Raw genomic sequence first — 19833 nt, 5'->3', positions numbered from 1 at the left:
GCCAAGATAAACAAACCGCCTTCCCCACGGGAAGGCGGTTCTTTTCGTATAGACTGTAAATCAAACCTTGAAGGATTTCATGGAGGAATTGAGCTGCACGACGATGCTGCCGAGTCGCTCCGAGGCTTTGGCGATGTTCTCGACGAGCGCGAGCTGCTCCTCGGTCGCCGCCGCGACGTTCTGCGCCTTGCCGGAGATTTCCCGCGCGGCCGACGAGGCTTGCTCCATGCTGGCCAGCACTTCCTCGGAGCTCGCGGACATTTCCTCGGTCACCGACGAGTTGTCCTGGATTTGGGCGGCCACCTGCCGGATCGAGAGCAGGATGGACTGGAAGCCCTTCGCTGCCTCTTCCATGATGGAGGAGCCTTGCTCGGCCTGTTCGATCGTCGTTTTCATATAGGCGGCGGACTTGCCGATTTCTTCTCTCGTTTCGTCGATCAGAGCGGTAATGACGCCCGCCGATTCCAGCGAGCCCGCGGCCAGCTTGCGGATTTCGGCGGCCACGACGGCGAAGCCTTTGCCTTGTTCGCCCGCCCGCGCGGCTTCGATACCGGCGTTGAGCGCCAAAATGTTCGTTTGGTTCGCGATGCCGGTGATCTTCTCTGTGATGCTGCCGATCTTCTCGGATTTGTCGGTCAGGACGGAAATGGTGCGGTCGAGGTTCTCGATGGACGCCGTGATTTGCTCCATCTGGGACATCAGCTTCGTCAACTGCCCGTTGCCGGCTTCCGCCTGCAGCGTCGTCTCGACCGAATGGTCCGAGATCGTCGAAGTGCTTTCGGCGATCCGCTGGACGCCGACCGTCATCTCCGTGATCGCTTTGCTCGATTCTTCCGTGATTTGGGATTGGACCTCGACCTGCTCGGTCACTTCCTGGATGTTGCGGGCCACGTGTTCGCTGGAAGCGGCCGATTCGCGGGCGCCTTGCGCCAGTTCCTCGGAAGCCGACGAGACCGATAAGGCATGCCCTTTGATATCGCCGACGAGCGCCCTGATGTTGCCGGTCATGACGTCGACGGATTGCAGGATGCTGCCCAGCTCGTCTTTCGCGTAGCGGTCCTGCGGCGGCGTGCGCAAATCTCCTTCGGATACGCGCTTCGTGCGGAGCAGAACTTCCCTGACGGTTTTCGTGATCTGCCGGATGATGAGGTAGCCGAGAAGAACCAGCACGATCCATGCGGCGATTAAGATGGAGTAGGTGGAAACGATCGTATTGTCTTTTTCCTTCTTGATTCCGGCGATTTCGCCCGTCGTATATTTATCGATGATGTCGCTGAATTGGTTGATCCCTTCACGGGCCTTCAAGAACTTGGCGTTGAATTCCGCTTCCTTGTCTGAGGGGAATGTGTTTTTCTCGATGTTTTCTTTGGTAGCGAACGCCCACTGGTTGAAATTGAGCACCACTTGCGTGAGCGTTTCCTTGTAAGGGCGGCCGTCCGCCGTTTTGAGCACGTCCTGAAGCTTGTATTCGTTGATGAGGGCGACGGTCTGCTTCAGCCTATCATTCACCTGAGCGACATTTTCTTGATAGTCCTTGAGCAGGGCGTCCTTGTCGCTTCCATTGCCGCCCAGTTCGAGGGCTTGATAGGCTGTAAGCGCCTGATACATGTCCCTGTCGGCGTTCAATACCAGGTCGGAGCTTTTATAAGTCGTGTCGTAGAGAAGTTTCGTCATGCGGTTGATGTTGGAGGAGTTCATTTGGAGCAGGTAAACGGCAGTTGCGGCAAACAAAACGAGAGGAATCAGGAGCATGAGGAACAGCTTCATTCGGACGGACAGACGACTCAGCATGGAAGTTCTCTCCTCGCATGATCACTAGGTATCTATCGGACATTTTACGATAAACGGAATGTAAATGTAAGGAAATCGTTTACAATTTCGCCGATTTTGGTTATTTGCCTAATCGGCGTTGTCATTTTCATCGCTTTTACAATCGAATACGACAAAAAACGGCAAAAATCCCGGCTCCGCCTCGCGGCGGAAACCGGGATTTTCTCGTTTCTTCGGCCTATTCCCTGACGCCGGGCACCGTGCGGTCGAATTCCTCGCGGATGCGAAGAGCGAGATCCGGGTCGGTCAAGACGTCGGCGGCCGTGTAGGCGAGCATCGTGGCGCCGAAGACCATGGCGTCATAGGCACGGCCGGTCTGGGCCGCGTCCCGGAATTCCACGGTGTGGAGGTTATAGGGCTGATCCACGACCTGGATGAACGGATGGATGGCCGGGCAGCGCAGCGAGACGTTCCCCAGATCCAGCGAGCCGTGATCGTTGCCCGTCCGGATCGCTTCCGGCGGGATGCCCGCTTCCTTCAAATTCGCCGTGAATGCCGCGGACAAGGTCTCGTTCGTTCGCAGCTCGTCGTAGGAGTACTCGTAATTGCTGACCGTCAGCTTGCAGCCGGTGGCGAGAGCGGCCGCTTCCGCGCATGCGGTGACTTTGCGGGAGAGCTCGTCCGTGTAAGCGCGGTTCGCCGAACGCGTGTAAAACTGCGCGGCGGCATATTCCGGGATGATGTTCGGCGCTTGCCCGCCGTGCGAGATGATGCCGTGTATGCGGGCATGGTCCGGCGTTTGCTGCCTCAGCGCGTTCACCGAATTGAACAATTGGATGACCGCGTCGAGGGCGTTGATCCCGAGCTCGGGATTCGCGGCGGCATGCGCCGGCTTGCCATGGAACTCGAATTGCAGGGCATCCATGGCCAGCGACGTGCCCGACCGCTCGAAAATATGGTAGGGATGCGCCATCAGCGCGACGTCGCAGCGGTCGAAGAGGCCGGCGGCGGCCATGTCGACTTTGGCGCCTTTCGTTTCCTCGGCTGGCGTGCCGTAGACGCGCAAGGTGCCGCCGGTTTCGTCCAGGACGGCCCGCAGCCCGGCCGCCGCGCCGAGCGCCATCGTGCAGATGAGATGGTGGCCGCAGGCATGGCCGATTTCCGGCAGGGCGTCGTATTCCGCGAGCAGAGCGATGACGGGGCCGGGTTTGGAAGACCGGTATTCGGCGATGAACGCGGTGGACAAACCGAGCGTTCCCCTCTCCACGGAGTAGCCAAGCTTTTCCAGCTCCTCCGTGAGCCGGGTGGAAGCCAGCTTCTCCTCGTGTCCCAGTTCGGGATGGGCGCCGATATAAGCGGCGATTTCTTTCAGGTTAGCGGCTTGGGCCTCGATGGCCTCGCGTATCCGATTTTTTATCGGGTTAGGATTCGGGTTCATGAGCAGGGCTCCTCGTAAAGGGTTGATTTCATCGTATCGCCGGGACGCGGCGGAATCAAGGGGAGTACCCGGCCGATCCTTGTTCGGATCGTAAATGCCGTAAGGTTGAACATAACGGAATGTCGTAATTTTGTAGTCGGCATGTCACCAAATCGCATTATTCACCTTATATATTATATGCTATCTTCATTCCATGTCGTATATTTAAAGTAAAGGGTGAGGAATTTGATCCGGGTAGGCATGATCAGTTATTGGCACGTACACGCGGAAGAGTACACGGAACAGGTGCTGAAGCACGGGGAAACGGAAATCGCCGCCGTATGGGACGAAGAGCCCGCTCGCGGACGCGAGAAAGCCGCGAAATACGGCGTTCCTTTCTATGAATCGCTGGATGACATGCTGAGCCAAGGAAACATCGATGCGGTCGTCGTGGACGCGCCGACGAATATCCATCGCGACGTCATGGTGAAAGCCGCGCAGGCGGGCAAACACATTTTCACCGAGAAGGTCATCGCCGCCACGGACCGCGAGCTGCGCGAAATCCTCGAGGCGATCCGCGAAGCGAACGTCAAGCTGACGGTCTCGCTGCCGCGCCTGAACGCCGGGTATACGCAAGCCGTCGAAAAGCTGATCGAGGACGGAACGCTCGGCAAGCTGACGATGGCGAGGGTTCGTCTTTCCCACAACGGGGCTACGGCCGACTGGCTGCCGCCGCATTTCTATTCCCTGGAGCAGTGCCGCGGAGGCGCGCTCATCGATTTGGGATGCCATCCGATGTACCTGGTCCGCCGCTTCCTCGGCGTGCCGGAGTCGGTCAGCGCTGTTTACGGCTACGTAACCGGCAAGGAAGTGGAGGACAATGCGGTCGCGGTGCTCCAATATCCCGAAGGGGCGGTCGGTATCGTAGAAGCCGGCTTCGTGAACGCGCACTCCCCGTTCAGCATCGAGGTGCACGGCACGGAAGGCACGCTGCTGTTCGGATTCCCGGACGAGAGCCTGCAGGTCCGCAGCAACCGTCTCGGCGACGGCTGGGTCACGGTGCCGCTGCCGGCGAACCGGCCGACGGCTTTCGACCAGTGGGTGGACCATATCCTGCAAGATACCGAAGCGCAAGACAACGTCGGCGTTGCGGCGGATCTGACGCGGCTCATGGAAGCGGCCAACCGTTCGGTTGCCGAAGGCCGGCCGGTGAAACTCGCCGAACTGGCGTAATCTTATAGGCGAGATAGAATCAACGAGGGAGGTGGAAGGGATGAACAGGGGATCGGAGACGTCGCCGGAGGAGAAGGCACGGGGGGAACGCAGGAGCGGACCGGCCCTCTTTCCGTTTGCCCGCATGCTGGGCAAACCCGACGCGCTGGACCGGCTGGACCTCCGGTTCCGCTGGGGGGGCTACGGCTTCCGCGTACTCAGATGCCATCTGGCGGTATTCCAGCCCGGGCAGATCATTGCCTTCCATAAACACTCGGAATATGAATTCCATTTCATCGCGAAGGGCAAAGGCAAGGTGATCCTGGAGGGCCGGCCATTCGATCTTCGCGAGGGACTTTATTATTTGACGGGGCCGGACGTCGTGCACTACCAGGAGTGCGATCCGGAGGATCCGATGCAGGAGCTGTGCCTGCATTGCGAAATCTTGCCGGCCGGTGGTTCCGCCGGCCCGGATCCGGCATTCGGGGATGACGCCGAATGGGAAGAAGCGGCCGCCTGCGTCGAATTGCTGCGGCGGTTCCCTCTTGAACCGCATTGGGATAACTACAACGCGATGAGCATGTTTTTGGAAGCCTATCGCCTCTGGGAAGATCAGGTGCCGGGCTTCCATACGCTGATGAAGGCGGCGATCATCCAAATCCTGCTTCGGGCGGCGCGCCCGTTTGCCCCTAAAAAGGGCTTGCCCGCCATCCCGGTGCGGGATATGGACGACCACCGCTTCCAGCTCGCGTCGCAGTACATCCAGGATAACGAGGGCCTTCCGCTTTCGCTTGACGATGTCGCGCAGCGCGTGAACGTCAGCCCGCGGCAGCTTCAGAGGATTTTCCGCACGGAGGGGCAGACGACGTTCCGGGAATACGTCGAGCACGTCCGTCTGGCGGCCGTCTGCGCGGACTTGGTCGAATCGGACCAATCCGTGGAGGAAATCGCGCTGAAGCACGGCTACGCCAACCCGAATTATCTGTTTCCGGTTTTCAAAGATAAATTCGGCATGACGCCGACCGCCTACCGGCGGACTTACCGTCCTTCCGGCAGAGCGGAACCCTACCCTATTCGAGAGGAAGTTCGACCATGACCAAAAGGCTCGCGATCGGCATTATCGGTACCGGGGGCATTGCCCGCTTCCATGCGGAAGCTTATTTGAAACTGGACTACGTGGACGTCGTCGCCGTAGCGGACGTCGTGCCGGGCCGCGCCCGCCAGTTCGCGGATTCCCTCGGCTTGATCGGAGCGCAGGCTTTCGACAGCCACGAGGAAATGCTGAAGCTGCCGCTCGACGGCGTCAGCATCTGTACGCCGAACGTTTCCCACCACCGCACGAGCGTCGACGCCCTGCGCGCCGGCAAAAACGTGCTGCTGGAAAAGCCGATGTCCGTCACGCTGCAACAAGCGGTAGAGATGGTAGAGGCTTCCCAAGCATCGGACAAAATGCTCACGATCGGGTTCCAGCCCCGTTATGACCCGAACATGAAAAAGCTGCAGGAAATCGTTCAATCCGGACGTCTCGGCAACGTGTATTACGTGGAGACGGGCGGCGGCAGACGCCGGGGCATGCCGGGCGGCACGTTCATCCGCAAGGACTTGGCCGGCGCCGGCGCGATGGCGGACATCGGCTGCTATTCGCTCGACTTGGCCTTGAACACGCTGGGCCACCCGCGGCCGCTGACGGTATCGGCGTTTACGTCGAACCACTTCGGAACGAATAAACTGTACCACCCGGAAGCCGACAAATTCGAGGTTGAAGATTTCGGGATTGCGCTCGTCCGTTTCGAGAACGACCTCGTGCTGCAGTTCAAAATCTCTTGGGCGATGCATATGGACACGCTCGGACCGACGATTTTCCTGGGCAGCGATGCCGGCCTGAAAATCACCTCGGCCGGGACCGGTCCGTGGTCGGGCGTATGGGACGGCAGCATCGGCTCGATGACCCTGTTCCACGACGATTTCGGCGGCCACACCGAGACTCGCGTCCCGCTGATCGAGCATTCCGTGAACCTGTTCCAAGCGAAGGTGCACGATTTCGCCGAGGCGGTCCGCGACGGACGTTTCGCGCCGATTCCGGGTCAGCAGATCCTGATCCAACAGGCGATCATCGACGGCGTCCTCCGTTCGGCGGACCAGCGCCGCGAGGTTTCCGTCGAACTGCCGGCTTCTTTGATCTAAAACGGTCGGCATAACCGAATCCCGTTTCTCCCCTAGGAGGAGCGGGATTTTTTCGCGTCGAAAGGGTTAGGAGCAAAAAAACGTCAAGAACGGCCGGACGGCCCGTGATAGAGTAAGGTCAGAACGAAGGGGAGGACGCCGCATGGGTTATCATCTTCGCATTCAGAAGACGATCGAGTTTATTGAAGGCCATTTGGACGAACCGCTGAAGCTGGCTGAGCTCGCGGAAATCGCCGGCTTTTCGGAGTTCCATTATCACCGGGTGTTCCTCAGCATGGTGGGCGATCCGGTCATGGAATACGTCCGTAAAAGAAGGCTGGCCAGGGCGGCGCGCGAGCTTGCGGATCCGGACCGCAGAATCGTCGACGTCGCGCTCGACCACGGCTTCCAAACCCATGAGACGTTTACCCGCGCGTTCAAGAAAATGTTCGGCATGACGCCGGGGGAATACCGCAAGAGGGATATCCGCACGCCCCCGTATCCGCATGCCAACGTGCTGCAACGCATGTACAATCCTTATTTGGGAGGAATCCGCATGGATTACCGCATCGTGGACAAACCGGCATTCAAATGGATCGGATATGCCTTGGAGACGACGAGCGAAGAAGGGCAGAATCATCGGGACATTCCGGCATTCTGGCAGCACTACATCAGCAACCGTCTGGGGAGCCGAATTCCGAACGCCGCGAACTCCGCCGAGCTTGGCATCTGCACCGACTTCGACATGGAAACGTGCAAGTTCACGTACTTGATCGGAATGGAGGCGGAGCGCTTCGACAACGTCCCGGAGGATCTTGTATGCCGCGAGTTCCCGGGCGTAACGTACGCCGTGTTCACGACGCCCAAGGCGAAGCCGGAGGACTTCCCGAAGACGATCCAAGCCACGTGGGCCTCGATTTTCGGGGAGTGGTTCCCGCATTCGGGCTACGAGCATGCCGGAGCGGCCGAGTTCGAGCTGTACGACGAGCGTTCGAATCCCGAGGTGGATGGATTCCAGCAGATGGACATCTACATTCCCATCAAACGCAAAGGCGAGTAAGGCGAAGGCCGGCCGGAGAAGCTCCGGATCGGCCTTTTTTGTTGCTGCATGGAAGACCTCCGCGATGAGAATTCCTGCAATTGTGCATCTTCTGTCGGCTCAATCTGCTCATTGGAGATGAATTCGTGCAATTTTGCAGGTATTTTGGGTAGTGGCAGGTTCTGCAGCGCCTTCCATCAAGAAATACCTGCATTTTCGCATCAACCGCATCCCAGCCTCATAACAGCTTCAAAAAGATGCACTTTTGCACCCATTTGGAGGAGAGTTGGTGGAGAGGGAGGTTTGTAGCGGGAGTGTCGCTGGAGAGGTGGTTTGCAGCAGGTGAGTCGGATGAGTAATGGTTCGTTCCAGGCGAGTCGGCGTGGGCCGACTTTGTGCCGGGCCACTCCTCCCGGTAAAATAACGTTAGACGCAACAGGAGAAGGAGAGATACATGCATGACAGAACAACGGAAAGTGGCGCTGATCGTCGGGGGGAGCGCGGGGATCGGATATGCGGCCGCGGTGCGGCTGGCGGAGCAAGGCTGCAGGGTGGCGATTGCGTCGCGGCAAGGGCCGAAACTGGAGCGTGCGCTGGCTGGGCTGCGGGAAAAGCATCCGGATGCCGTGGCGATCGCGGCGGATATGACGGACGCGGCATCCAGGGAGCGGATGTTCCGGGAGTTGGACGAAACGTGCGGCCGGCTGGACATCCTCGTCAACAGCGTGCCGGGCGCAGAGCCGGCGTCGTTCCTGGAGCATGACATCTCGCATATCGAAGAAGGGCTGAGCAAGAAGCTCATCCCGTATTTGGATAACATGAAGCAAGCCTCGGAACGGATGAAAGCCCAGCGGTGGGGAAGGATCGTCAACGTCGTCGGCAACATGTGGAAAGAACCCGACCCCACGAAGTACAACTTCGGCCTCGTCAACGCCGCCATCGTGAACGCGAGCAAAGCGGCTTCCTTCCAGCTCGCGTCGTTCGGCATTACGGTCAACGGCGTCCATCCCGGCAACATCCTGTCGGACCGGCTGCACAGCGTCTGGACAAGCGGAGCGAAGCGGCTGGGCATCTCTTATGAGGAAATGGAGAGCCGCGAATCGTCCGCTATTCCTGCCGGCCGGGCGGGAACGCCGGAAGAAACGGCGGCTCTGATCGCTTTCCTCGTCTCCGAGGAAGCGGGATATATTACGGGGCAGCAGATTTCCGTCGACGGCGGGCTGATGAGAAGCATATAAACGGAAAATCGCGGCTCAGGATTTTTTCTGAGCCGCGATTTTTTCCGCCAATTCATTTAATTCGGTCCAACGGTCGAGCAAGGTTTCCAGCTTCGTTTCGAGCTCCGCCTGCCGGGACATCAACTCCTGCAGCCGCGCGGAATCGCTGCTTGCCGCTTCCATATCCGACGCGACCCGAGCCAATTGCTCTTCGGCTTCCGCGATCCAGCCGTCGATCTGCTCGAAATCCTTCTGGTCCTTGTATGACATGCGGAGTTGTCTCTCTCTGCCCTCGCCTGAAGTTGCCCCGGAGCTTCCCGCCGCCGTTCCCCCGCTTTTCTTCGCGGTTTCCGATGCGGTTCCGGAAGTCCCGATCGCTCCGTTTTCCTGGCGTTCCTTAAACTCCCGGTATTCCGTATAGTTGCCTGTATGCTGAACGATTTGCCCTTCGCCTTCGAACGAGAAAATCCGCTCGCAGGTGCGGTCCAGAAAGTAACGGTCGTGCGATACCGTGAAGACGACGCCGGGGAACGAATCGAGATAATCCTCGAGCACCGTCAGCGTCGAGATATCGAGGTCGTTCGTCGGTTCGTCCAGTAACAGAACGTTCGGAGCATCCATCAGTACTTTCAGCAACTGCAGCCGCCGTTTCTCGCCGCCTGAGAGACGCGAAATCTGCGTCCACTGGGTTTCCGGCGGGAAGAGGAAACGTTCCAGCATCTGCCCGGCGGACAGCAGGCTTCCGTCGGCCGTGCGGACCTGCTCGGCGCCTTCCCGGATGAATTCGATCACGCGCTGCGATTCGTCCATTTCCCGATGCTCCTGCGTGAACCAGCCGAGGCGAACGGTCGGTCCAAGCTCGACGCTGCCCTCGTCCGGCTGCAGCGTCCCGGCGATCAGCTTCAGCAGCGTCGACTTGCCGCTGCCGTTGGGGCCGACGATGCCGACGCGGTCCTCCGGCACGGCGACATAACTCAGATCGCGAATCAGCGTCCGGTCTCCGAACCGTTTGGTCACGGATTCGAGTTCCAATATTTTTTTGCCCAGACGGGACGAAGCAACGGAGACATCGAGCTTGCCGGTTACGTTTTTCGGCGCCTGATCCTTGAGCGCTTCAAAGCGGTCGATCCGCGCTTTCTGCTTGGTCGATCGGGCTTGGGCTCCTCTCCGGATCCAAGCGAGCTCGTTACGGAGCAGGTTTTGCCGTTTGGCCTCCGATGCCGCTTCGCGTTCCTCGCGCTCCAGCTTCAGCTCGAGGAAACGGCTGTAATTCGCTTCGTAGAAATAGGCGCGGCCGCGGTCGAGTTCGAGAATCCGGTTACTGACCCGGTCCAGGAAGTAACGGTCGTGGGTGATCATGATCAAGGCGCCGCGGCGTTTCCGAAGGTAGCCTTCGAGCCAGGCTACCGAATCGTTATCGATATGGTTGGTGGGCTCGTCGAGGATGAGCACGTCGGAAGGCCGCAGCAGCGCGGCAGCCATCGCCACTCTTTTGCGCTGGCCTCCCGAGAGGGTGTCCGTGACGACGCCGTAGTCTTGAATGCCGAGCTTGGAGAGCGCGGTTTTGGCTTCCGTCTCGAGATCCCAAAGCTCTTCCGCGTCCGCGTTCCCGCCCGCCGCCGCAAGTACGTGCTCCAAAGCGGTCTCGCCGAGCTGAAATGACGGGTCCTGGTCCAGCATCGAGATGCGCACGCTGGAGCCCGCCGTCACCGCGCCGGAATCGGCAGGCTCCCGGCCCGCGATGACCTTGAGCAAAGTCGATTTGCCGGTGCCGTTGACGCCGATGATGCCGATTTTATCGCCGTCCCCCACGCCGAAGGTGACGTTCTCGAACAGCGTTTTATCTCCATAGGATTTCGTAAGGTTCTCTACCGATAACAAATGCATGACGCACAACCCGTTTCGTTTTCGTAATGGCGTTTCTTTCTCCGGTATCATAACATATTCCGGCTGTTCACGCCTTGAAATGCGGGCAGGCGCGTTCTGCAGAGTTGGCAGCCTCCGTACTCCCATCCGCAGTTCGATTTTGCACACTTAAATGCAGCCGGTCGACGAGCAGGTGCGCTGTAGTTCGATAATGCACACTTAGAGACGCATTTTTGGAAAAGTCCAATCGAAAACCTCCTGTAAGCAGGCTAAATCGAACTGCAGCTTCTAAAATCAACGGATTCACTCAGCAAGAGTGCAAAATCGAACTACAGCTCATATAACCAGCGAAAAGAAAAAGCGGAACCCCAAGGGGGCCCGCTTCTCCGTCCTGCATCCGCATAAAATCGTGTTACCAGCCGAAGTCCAGCGTTTTGCCGGTTTCCGCCAGCGTTTTGATGTTGCTCAGGATCATCGGCCAGCTGCTCGCCGTCGACTCGTAGGAAGGATGGCCTTCCGGCCACCTGTCGTTCACCAGCGTCACCTTCGTACAGCCTCCGACGGTCTCCAGCGTCATCGTGACTCTCGTTTCCAGCTCCGCGTGGTTTTCCCGGTAGGAAGGACCCGGATGCTCGGTGTAGCTCATGCGCAAATACGGCTCATACTCGAGGATGTTGCCGTACACGTGGACCGTCTCCTCGCCGTCATTGCCGGGCCCGACGTATTCATAGAGAGCGCCGATTTCGAAGGTCGAGCGAAGCACGCTGCCGAAAAATATTTGCTTGGTGCCTTCCGGCTCCACGAGAAGCTTCCAGATCGCCTCCGGCGAAGCGCCGACGTACGTCACGTATTGCAAATCTTTCATCATGATTGCCTCCTTGTCATCTCGTAATCCGATTGTCAAAATTACCCCTAACTGCTAGTCTCAATTATAGTCGAGGCATTTCGGAAAGTATTGTAAAAACGCGACAAGGCGTCGAAGAAGAGAGGGATCGCGATGAAGCCGGCCGCGCAAGGCACGAAAGGAATCTTGAACGCGGAAGCGGGCAAACGCAAATTCCGGCTGGAACGTTACGAGCCTTCGGAAGACCTGACATTCGCGATCGAGCTCATTTGGACGGTCGTTTGGGACCTGCGGGGCGAGGAACCGTACGACCAGACGATCCTCTCGTATCCCAGCGTGAATCTGACGTTCGAAGCGGATGCGGACGGCATTTTCGCGGGCGTGTACGGCGTTCCGGAAAACACCTATACCCGCCATCTGCGGGACGAGGGCTGGACCCTGGGGGTAAAGTTTCGGCCGGGCGGTTTTTATCCGTTTTGGCGCAAGCCTGTTTCCGATCTGACCGGGCAGCGGATGGATCTGAAAAGCATGTTCGGCGACGAAGGCGCGGCATTGGCGGAGCAAGTGCTGGCGGACCGGCCGGACACGGCGAAGCAAATCGAGAGGGTTGAGCAATTCCTACGGGAGCGGCTCACGGAACGTGACGAAGAGGTCGGGCGGATCGGGCGGATGGTCGAGGCCGTCATCGCCGACAGGTCCATCGTCAAAGTGGAGGACATGGCCGAGCGGTTCGGCCTCCAGGTACGCTCGCTGCAGCGGTTGTTCAACCGGTATGTGGGCGTCAGCCCCAAGTGGGTCATCCAGCGATACCGGCTTCAAGAGGCGGCGGACTTGATGGAACGCGGGGAAACGCCGGACTGGCCGGCGCTGGCGCAGGAATTGGGCTATTATGACCAGGCCCATTTTATCAAGGATTTCAAATCGGTCATCGGAAAGGCTCCGGAATCTTACATCAAGAATTTGCAGCCGGAGTGAGAGGGAGGCAGTTCCATTGAAAATCAAGGTGCTCATCGCCGACGACAATTCGTTCATCCGGGAAGGCATGAAAATCATCCTGTCCAGCTTCGAGGAATTCGAGGTGGCGGGCACGGCGGAGGACGGGGCGGAGGCGGTGGCCTTCTGCGAGAACCACGAGGTGGACGTCGCCTTGCTGGACGTGCGCATGCCGAACATGAACGGCGTGGAGGCGGCGCGGCTGCTGACCGAACGGACGCGGGTGAAACCGCTGATCCTCACGACTTTCGACGACGATGAGTTTATCCTGGACGCCATCCGTTCCGGCGTCAAAGGATACCTTCTCAAAAATAACGATCCCGAGCGGATCCGGGACGCCATCCGAAGCGTGTACCATGACCATCCCGTGCTGCAGGACGTCGTCCTGGAGAAGCTCAAGTCGAACCTGACCGGCGGGAGCATCCAGCCTGCGGCGGAAGTTTCCCAAACGCCCCTGATTTCAGCATCGACCTCCGCCGAACCGCCGCGCGCCGCGGATAAAATCGACCGCAGCCTGTTCACCGAACGCGAGCTCGACGTGATGGCGCAAATCGCGCGCGGCCTGTCGAACAAGGAAATCTCGAAAAAGCTGTTCCTCTCCGAAGGCACGACGGCGAACTATATCACGTCGATCCTGAACAAAACGGGACTGGAACATCGGACGCAAATCGCCATCTACTATTTGACGGGCGAAGTGCCGACGTCGGACGAATAGGAGACAAACGGGACATGGACGGATGGACGATCGGGAACAAAGCGTCATGGCTCTTCTATGTCATCTCCGCCTCCTTCTATGCGGCTGCGGTACACGATTCCTGGCTGATCCTCGTTTATTTGGTCTATTTAATCCTGAACGTTGCGATTCTCGTGTTCCGCGGGAAGAAAGTCCGTACATCCCTGGAGTGCGTATCCGCTGCTTTCGTCATCGTGTGCGCTTATCGTCTGGATCCGGCCTTCTTCCTGCTCTTGCCGGCCAACGCCGTCATGGCGGCTTCCACTCTCGGGACAGGGAGAATATGGCCGCCGTTCGCCGCGCTGCTGCCGGTTTTCCTCGTTCCCCGTCCGCTGCTTCCGCTTTATTTAGTGAGCGGAGGGCTCAGCTGTCTGATGAATGCGATCGGGCGCTACTATACGGACAAGCTTCGCCGGTTGGAGGAAGACCGTGAGAAAATGCGGGAAGACGTGTTCCGGCTGAATCGTTCGCTTAACGAAAACAAGGAATACATAAGGCAGTCCGAATACACGATCAAGCTCGAAGAACGCAACCGGCTCTCCCAGCAGATCCACGACGATATCGGCCATTCAATGGCGGGGGCGCTGATCCAGATGGAAGCTGCCCGAACGCTGCTTAAGACCGACGGGGACAAAGCCTCCGAGCTGATCGGCAACGCGATCGCGATTTCGAAGGAAGGGCTGGAGAGGATCCGGCTGACGTTGAAGGACATGAAACCGAAGGCGCAGGAAATGGGCATCAACCGGATGCGCCTGTTCGCGGATGAACTGTCGGCCAAGCGGAATCTGCAGGCGACGCTCTCCCACGACGGGGATATCGACGCGGTGACGCCGATTCAGTGGAAGATCATTCAGGAAAACGCGACGGAAGCGGTCACCAATTCCCTGAAATACGGGGACGTGACTGCCATTCATATCGAAATCCAGGTGCTCAACAAATTCGTCAAGTCGGTGGTCTCGGACGACGGGCGCGGGGCGGAGAAAGTGGTAAAAGGGCTCGGCATCGTCGGCATGGAAGAACGGGCGGCTTCGGCCGGCGGCATGGTCATCGTCGACGGTACGAAAGGCTTCAGCGTGACGACGCTGCTCCCCCGCGGCGGAAGATGAGAATCCTCATCCGTACGGAAAGTGAAATTTCTCATATGCGAAGGATGAACTTATGCACTGACATGAGGTCATCCTTTTTTCTTATGATGTAGACATCAACCATTCGCTCATGGGAGTGATCGAGATGAACATATTGGAAATCCGCGGCCTGACCAAGAAATTCGGCGATTTCGCCGCCGTCGATAACATGTCGCTCAGTATCCGGGAAGGAGAAATCTTCGGCTTCCTCGGCGCCAACGGAGCCGGCAAAAGCACGACGATCAACATGATCGCCTCGCTGCTGCGCAGCACGAAGGGCGAGATCGAATTGCTGGGGCGCAGCATCGCGAAGAACCGCAAATTCGCCAAAGCGAACATCGGCATCGTGCCGCAGGACATTGCCATTTATGAAGACATGACCGCGTATGAGAACGTCAGCTTTTTCGCCGGACTGTATGGCCTTCGCGGGGACACGCTGAAGGAGCGCGCCATCGAGGCGCTCGAATTCGTCGGGTTGGGCGACAAGCTGAAGAGCTTCCCGAAAAATTTCTCGGGCGGCATGAAGCGCCGGCTCAACATCGCGTGCGCTATCGCCCACCGGCCGAAGCTCATCATCATGGACGAACCGACGGTCGGGATCGATCCGCAATCGCGCAACTACATTTTGAACTCGGTGAAGAAGCTGAACGAAATGGGCTGCACGATCATTTACACGAGCCACTACATGGAAGAGGTCGAGGAAATCTGCACGCGCGTCGCCATCGTCGACCACGGCAAGGTCATCGCCGACGGGACGAAGGAACAGCTCACGTCCATCATCACCGATACGAAGGATGTCTGGATCGGCGTCAAATCGGGAGAGACCGTGAAGACCGAAGCATTGAAGGAAATTCCGGGCGTCCTGTCCGTCCGGCTGGAGGAGCAGACGCTCAAAATCAATTCCAAATCCGAAACCGGGAGCCTGAACCGGATCATCCAGCAGCTGATCAAGGACCAAGTCGAAATCCGCTCGGTGGAGGAGCAGGCTCCGAACCTGGAGACCGTCTTCCTGACGCTGACCGGCCGAAACCTGAGGGACTAAGGAGGGACACTCGGTGAACATCCTCAATATCGCGATCAAGGAGATTCGATCGAGCTTCCGCGATTTTCGCACCTTCGTGTTCATGCTCGCCTTCCCGATCGTGCTCATTCTCATCCTGGGCACCGCGCTTACCAACGCCTTCGCGGGCAGCGTGCAGGTCGGCGATATCCGGCTGCTGTACGCCAATCAGGCTGCCGATGCCGCGCTGACCGAATATTGGAACGGATTCGCCAAAGCCGTCGAAAGCCAAGGCGTAGAGCTGATTCCGGCCGAAGCGGGAACGGACGGACGCGAAGCCGTGCGGGATGATCAATATACCGCGTATGCCGAAGTCGGCGACAATGGGATCGCGTTCTACGGCAGCAGCAAAAACACGATCGAAAGCAACATCCTGCAGGGCATGCTGACGGTTTTCGCGGACCGGTACAATCTGGCCGCCGCCGCATTGAAGCAGGACCCGGCCGCCGCGCAGGCCATCATCGCCGGTGCCCAAGCGGACGGCGATTTCGTGAAGGAGACATCGGTCGATCCGGACCGGAAACCGGGTTCCATCGATTATTACGCGATGGTCATGACGACGATGTTCGCGCTGTACGCGGCCATTCCGGGCAGCATGCTGTTCCGCGGCGAGGAAGCCCGCAAAACCTGGATCCGCCTGAGTGCGTCTCCGGTCAGCAAGGGAGAGATTTTCGCCGGGAAAATCATCGGCGCCACGTTCATGAACTCGCTATGCATCATCGCCGTTCTGCTGTTCAGTAAGCTGGCGTTCCATGCGGATTGGGGCACTCACTACGGCGTGCTTGTGCTCGTGCTGGTGACGGAGGTACTGCTTGCGGTTTCGATCGGCATGGGCCTGGGATTCCTGTTCAAAGGAGACGCCGGGCGCTCGGTCGTCACGATTTTCATCCAGATCGCGTCCTTCGCGGGCGGAGCTTATTTTCCGATCGGGGATGCGGACGGCAACTTCGTCGACGTTCTGCTGAACCTCAACCCGCTGCGATGGGCGAACACCGCGCTGACGCAGATCATTTACTCGGACGATATGCGCGCCGCTTTGCCGGCCATCGGTTTAAACGTAGGCGTCGCGGCGGCGTTCCTGATCCTGGCGGTTATCCTCATGCGCAGAAGGGAGGCGGCATAACATGCAAGATTTCCTGTGGTTGATGAAGAAGACGTTCCAAACCCTGATTCGGAGGAAAAGCGCGTTGATCGTCATGGCGCTGCCGATCGCCGGGGTACTGCTGTCGATGCTGATTTACGGCAATTCGGGGGGCAGTGATCTTCGCGTCGGCATCGTCAACTTGGACGGCGGCGAAGCGGTGACGGAAGACGCGGCGAAATTCGTGGCTGCTCTGAATAAGGTGAAAGTGACGCAGACCGATGAAGCTTCCCTGCGCAAAGACCTGGCGGCCGGCAAACTCGATGCGGGGATCGTTTTCGGCAAAGGCTTCGCCGACGGAGCCCGTGAAGGTAGTCCGGCAGCGGTCGAAATCGTCTCGGTGAAAGGCGCCCAAGTGACGGCATACATGAAGGCGATGCTGCAAAGCTACGTCAGCAACGTCGCTTCGATCGGCCAAGGGACGAAAGGCGACCCGGAAGCTTTCGACCGAATTTACGCAGAATACGCGAAACATGCGTATACGATGAAAGCGGAGACGCTCGAGGACACGTCCCACCGTAAAGACATTACGTATCAATCGCTGGGCTACCTGATCGCGTTCATGATGTTTTCCGCGGTGAGCATGTCGGAGATGATCCTGAAAGAGAAGGAAAACCGGACGTTCCTTCGCTTGTTGTCCTCGCCGGTGTCGGCCAAAACATATGTGCTGGCCAACGTGGCGGTCAACTTTCTCGTCTTGACCGTGCAAATCATTTTGACGCTGATCTTCATGAAAACCGTGCTTCGGGTCGATTCCGGCATCCCGTTCGGCGAGATGCTCCTGCCGCTGCTGTTGTTCGCGCTGACCGCGATCGGCCTTTCTCTGCTCATCGTTGCGTTCGCCAAGAGCAGCGCGGCGGCAGGTGCCCTGCAGAATCTCATCATTACGCCGACTTGCCTGGTCGCGGGATGTTACATTCCGGCGACGCTCATGCCGGAGTCGCTGCTGAAGGTGTCCCACTTCCTGCCGCAGCACTGGCTGCTGAATGCGGTCGACCGGCTCCAGCACGGCCAAACCTTCGGCAGCCTGTACATGAACTTCTTCATTCTGCTCGCTTTCACGGCGGCGTTTACCGTGATCGCGATTTACCGGTTCGGCCGCAACAACGATACGAGGCTGTTCGTGTAGGAGCATTTTGGCTTCACAAATCAAAGGACGGAAACCGGTTCGGTTTCCGTCCTTCGGCTTGCTGATCCGTTTATTGGATTAAGCCGTCTTCCGTCGTCAGCGTCTGAGCGCTGGCGCCGTTCGCTTGATTCGCCGATTGTCCGCCTTGAATGCTGTTCACCGTATTTTGTACTTGTTGGATCTGCTGTTCGGCGTTTCTGAGCTGCTGCGTGCTTGTTTCTTGTACCTGCTGGGCTTGTTGGCTCAGCGTCTGGGCGGTCTGCGCGGACTCTTGCGCCTGCTGGGCCATCTGCGTGGCTTGGGCGGCCTGCTGGGTGAACTGGGCGGTGACTTGTTGGACCTCTTGGATGACTTGCTGGGCTTGCTGCTGCACGTCCTGCGCTTTCTGTACGTTTTGCTGGGCGTTTTCGTTCGTCGTCATGAGATGGCCTCCGTTCGTGGTGTTGTGGAATTCAACCCGCTTATGTTGAGGTAATCGACGGTCGTTTATGCGTTAAGGGAGCAACGCGCGAAATTGTTCAAGCGTCATATCGCTTGTGATGACATTCCGGGGGAGTGTCAAGCGGCCTCGGCCGATCTCCGCATAGCCGTTTTCCCCGGTTACCGCGTAACGGTATCCGGCAGAACGCACGGCTTCGACGGTCGCTTGATCGTATTTGCCATAGGGATAAGCGAAAGCGATCGAAGGATGGCCGAGCCGGCGCAGAATCGTATCACGGGATTTGATCAACTCATCCGCTTTTTCTTTGGCGCCTAACTTCGTGAGATCCGGATGGGTCACGGTATGAGACTCGGTATCGACGGCTCCGGAAGCTTCCATGATCCGTAACTGTCTCCAGGTTAAATAATTGGGCTTGCCCACGTTCCCGGTAATGGCGAATATGGTGGCCTTCATTCCTGTCCGTTTCAGTATAGGGAAGGCTTTCGTGTAGTTATCTTCATAGCCGTCATCCAGCGTAATGATCACCGGCTTGGAAGGAAGCGCATTGTTTCCGGAGCCATCCGGAAGATCGGTGAAAAACAGCGGATGATAGCCGCGCTCGCGCAAGTACCGCATTTCCTGTTCGAATCGGGCCGGGGAAATCTTGAGCGGATCGTCCTCCGCTTCTTCGGTCACGGAATGATACAGCAAAATGGGAATGGGCGTGTTGAAGGCATTTTGCGGCGTAACGGTCGGAGTGTTTGATGTTATGGCGGATACGAGCAAGAAGACTTGCAGGATCCAGATCGCGGCGTTCATTGCGCTGGAGCCCGATCAGATGTCTTCCGGATACAGGCGGTCGGAGTCTTGAGGCAGGGCATTGGCCGTGCCGGAAGTATCCGCCGGCCGGAAGGCTGCGGGATCGGATTTCAGGTGCAGATCGTTCGCGTTGTTTTCCATGGCCGAGGTGGCCGGCGTATCTTCCGTTTCCGAAGTGATGCGTTGCGCTTCGCTGTCGTTCATGTCCAACCTCCGTCGTGAAGAGATACTGGGATCCGTGCATATTTTGCCTGATCGGTCTTCAAATTAATCAGGAGAACGGGGGGCCAGCGCATGGATCAGACAACTTACGAAATTCAATATAATGAAGGCTATACGGTACGGATGATCTCCGGGAACGAGTCCATGGAACCTTTGGATTTCGATAAGGCGGCATTCCAGGCGGTGCTGGCGGACATCGTCCTCCGGGCGAAAGAGGAGCCGGCCAGCGTCCAGGCGACCGAAGACTTGTGGCAGTGGGCCTGCACGGAGCTGGGATTGGCTCTGCAGAGAACGATCATGGCCGAAGACGGCGTCAGCGACCCGCTCGACACGTTAATCCATACCGCTTTCCGTGTGAAGAGCATGAAGGCTGCCGAAGACGCGGAACAAGAGGAACGGGAGGAACGGGAGGAACCGATCTCGCCGGTGTATCTGCTCGAGCATCTCCTGTCCTATATCCATCAGGACGATCAAATCGAATCGGTCATGTACGTGGCCCGGATGAACGACGGTACGATCACCTCGGGATGGACCGATTTGGCGTATACGGAAGCGATCGGCCTGCTGGAAATCGGAAAATTGCAAGTGGTCAAGGAAATGTGGAGCGAGTGGGAACCCGGCAATAAGGAAAACGAATGAGAATGGCGGTGCCGGGGTAACCCC

19 protein-coding genes are annotated in these 19833 nt (G+C 58.3%); 12 read left to right on the top strand and 7 right to left on the bottom strand.

Annotation, left to right across the window (positions count from 1 at the left end):
* Positions 1 to 60 precede the first annotated feature (60 nt).
* Positions 61 to 1791, bottom strand: coding sequence for a methyl-accepting chemotaxis protein (locus tag EAV92_RS15015; protein WP_123041853.1), 1731 nt, complete (start codon positions 1789 to 1791; stop codon positions 61 to 63).
* A gap of 217 nt (positions 1792 to 2008) precedes the next feature.
* The gene (locus EAV92_RS15010; RefSeq protein ID WP_123041852.1) at positions 2009 to 3208 is read right to left on the bottom strand and encodes a M20 family metallopeptidase; all 1200 of its coding nucleotides are present in this window, start codon (positions 3206 to 3208) and stop codon (positions 2009 to 2011) included.
* Positions 3209 to 3433: 225 nt separating this feature from the next.
* Here EAV92_RS15010 and EAV92_RS15005 point away from each other — a divergent pair, with 225 nt between their 5' ends.
* From EAV92_RS15005 to EAV92_RS14985, 5 genes are all read left to right on the top strand, one after another.
* Positions 3434 to 4420 carry a Gfo/Idh/MocA family protein gene (locus EAV92_RS15005; protein WP_123041851.1) on the top strand — a complete coding sequence of 329 codons (987 nt, stop codon included), beginning with the start codon at positions 3434 to 3436 and terminating at the stop codon, positions 4418 to 4420.
* A gap of 40 nt (positions 4421 to 4460) precedes the next feature.
* The gene (locus EAV92_RS15000; RefSeq protein WP_123041850.1) at positions 4461 to 5495 is read left to right on the top strand and encodes an AraC family transcriptional regulator; all 1035 of its coding nucleotides are present in this window, start codon (positions 4461 to 4463) and stop codon (positions 5493 to 5495) included.
* On the top strand, positions 5492 to 6583 hold the full coding sequence (locus EAV92_RS14995; RefSeq protein WP_123041849.1) for a Gfo/Idh/MocA family protein: 1092 nt from the start codon (positions 5492 to 5494) through the stop codon (positions 6581 to 6583). The genes EAV92_RS15000 and EAV92_RS14995 overlap by 4 nt, the downstream gene beginning before the upstream one ends.
* 142 nt (positions 6584 to 6725) lie before the next feature.
* Positions 6726 to 7622, top strand: a complete 897-nt coding sequence (locus EAV92_RS14990) for an AraC family transcriptional regulator (protein ID WP_123041848.1) — start codon at positions 6726 to 6728, stop codon at positions 7620 to 7622.
* A gap of 437 nt (positions 7623 to 8059) precedes the next feature.
* Positions 8060 to 8839 carry an SDR family oxidoreductase gene (locus EAV92_RS14985; RefSeq protein ID WP_123041847.1) on the top strand — a complete coding sequence of 260 codons (780 nt, stop codon included), beginning with the start codon at positions 8060 to 8062 and terminating at the stop codon, positions 8837 to 8839.
* Positions 8840 to 8854: 15 nt separating this feature from the next.
* Here EAV92_RS14985 and EAV92_RS14980 read toward each other — a convergent pair whose 3' ends face one another.
* Positions 8855 to 10705, bottom strand: coding sequence for an ABC-F family ATP-binding cassette domain-containing protein (locus EAV92_RS14980; protein WP_123043750.1), 1851 nt, complete (start codon positions 10703 to 10705; stop codon positions 8855 to 8857).
* Positions 10706 to 11096: 391 nt separating this feature from the next.
* Positions 11097 to 11549, bottom strand: a complete 453-nt coding sequence (locus EAV92_RS14975; RefSeq protein ID WP_123041846.1) for an SRPBCC family protein — start codon at positions 11547 to 11549, stop codon at positions 11097 to 11099.
* A 132-nt stretch (positions 11550 to 11681) separates the two neighbouring features.
* Here EAV92_RS14975 and EAV92_RS14970 point away from each other — a divergent pair, with 132 nt between their 5' ends.
* From EAV92_RS14970 to EAV92_RS14945, 6 genes are all read left to right on the top strand, one after another.
* The gene (locus EAV92_RS14970; protein ID WP_123041845.1) at positions 11682 to 12503 is read left to right on the top strand and encodes a helix-turn-helix domain-containing protein; all 822 of its coding nucleotides are present in this window, start codon (positions 11682 to 11684) and stop codon (positions 12501 to 12503) included.
* Positions 12504 to 12519: 16 nt separating this feature from the next.
* Positions 12520 to 13236 carry a response regulator transcription factor gene (locus tag EAV92_RS14965; protein WP_123041844.1) on the top strand — a complete coding sequence of 239 codons (717 nt, stop codon included), beginning with the start codon at positions 12520 to 12522 and terminating at the stop codon, positions 13234 to 13236.
* Positions 13237 to 13250: 14 nt separating this feature from the next.
* Entirely contained in the window at positions 13251 to 14360 is a 1110-nt protein-coding gene (locus EAV92_RS14960; RefSeq protein ID WP_123041843.1) for a sensor histidine kinase, read from the top strand.
* A 124-nt stretch (positions 14361 to 14484) separates the two neighbouring features.
* Complete coding sequence (locus EAV92_RS14955) at positions 14485 to 15420, top strand: ABC transporter ATP-binding protein (RefSeq protein WP_123041842.1); 936 nt, start codon at positions 14485 to 14487, stop codon at positions 15418 to 15420.
* A gap of 13 nt (positions 15421 to 15433) precedes the next feature.
* Complete coding sequence (locus EAV92_RS14950; RefSeq protein WP_123041841.1) at positions 15434 to 16561, top strand: ABC transporter permease; 1128 nt, start codon at positions 15434 to 15436, stop codon at positions 16559 to 16561.
* Position 16562: 1 nt separating this feature from the next.
* Complete coding sequence (locus EAV92_RS14945; protein ID WP_123041840.1) at positions 16563 to 17708, top strand: ABC transporter permease; 1146 nt, start codon at positions 16563 to 16565, stop codon at positions 17706 to 17708.
* A 70-nt stretch (positions 17709 to 17778) separates the two neighbouring features.
* On the opposite strand, the gene EAV92_RS14940 is transcribed toward EAV92_RS14945, so the two are convergent.
* The 3 genes from EAV92_RS14940 to EAV92_RS14930 form a co-directional block, all read right to left on the bottom strand.
* Positions 17779 to 18129 (bottom strand): hypothetical protein, encoded by a 351-nt coding sequence (locus tag EAV92_RS14940; protein WP_123041839.1) that lies wholly within the window; start codon positions 18127 to 18129, stop codon positions 17779 to 17781.
* A gap of 72 nt (positions 18130 to 18201) precedes the next feature.
* Positions 18202 to 18948, bottom strand: a complete 747-nt coding sequence (locus EAV92_RS14935) for a polysaccharide deacetylase family protein (RefSeq protein ID WP_123041838.1) — start codon at positions 18946 to 18948, stop codon at positions 18202 to 18204.
* Positions 18949 to 18963: 15 nt separating this feature from the next.
* The gene (locus EAV92_RS14930; protein WP_123041837.1) at positions 18964 to 19152 is read right to left on the bottom strand and encodes a hypothetical protein; all 189 of its coding nucleotides are present in this window, start codon (positions 19150 to 19152) and stop codon (positions 18964 to 18966) included.
* Positions 19153 to 19242: 90 nt separating this feature from the next.
* On the opposite strand from EAV92_RS14930, the gene EAV92_RS24875 reads away from it, so the two are divergent.
* On the top strand, positions 19243 to 19809 hold the full coding sequence (locus tag EAV92_RS24875; RefSeq protein WP_241158283.1) for a hypothetical protein: 567 nt from the start codon (positions 19243 to 19245) through the stop codon (positions 19807 to 19809).
* The last annotated feature ends 24 nt before the right edge of the window (positions 19810 to 19833 follow it).

Source organism: Cohnella candidum, from assembly GCF_003713065.1.
Lineage (GTDB): Bacteria > Bacillota > Bacilli > Paenibacillales > Paenibacillaceae > Cohnella > Cohnella candidum.
This window is presented reverse-complemented; position numbering and strand designations above follow the sequence as displayed.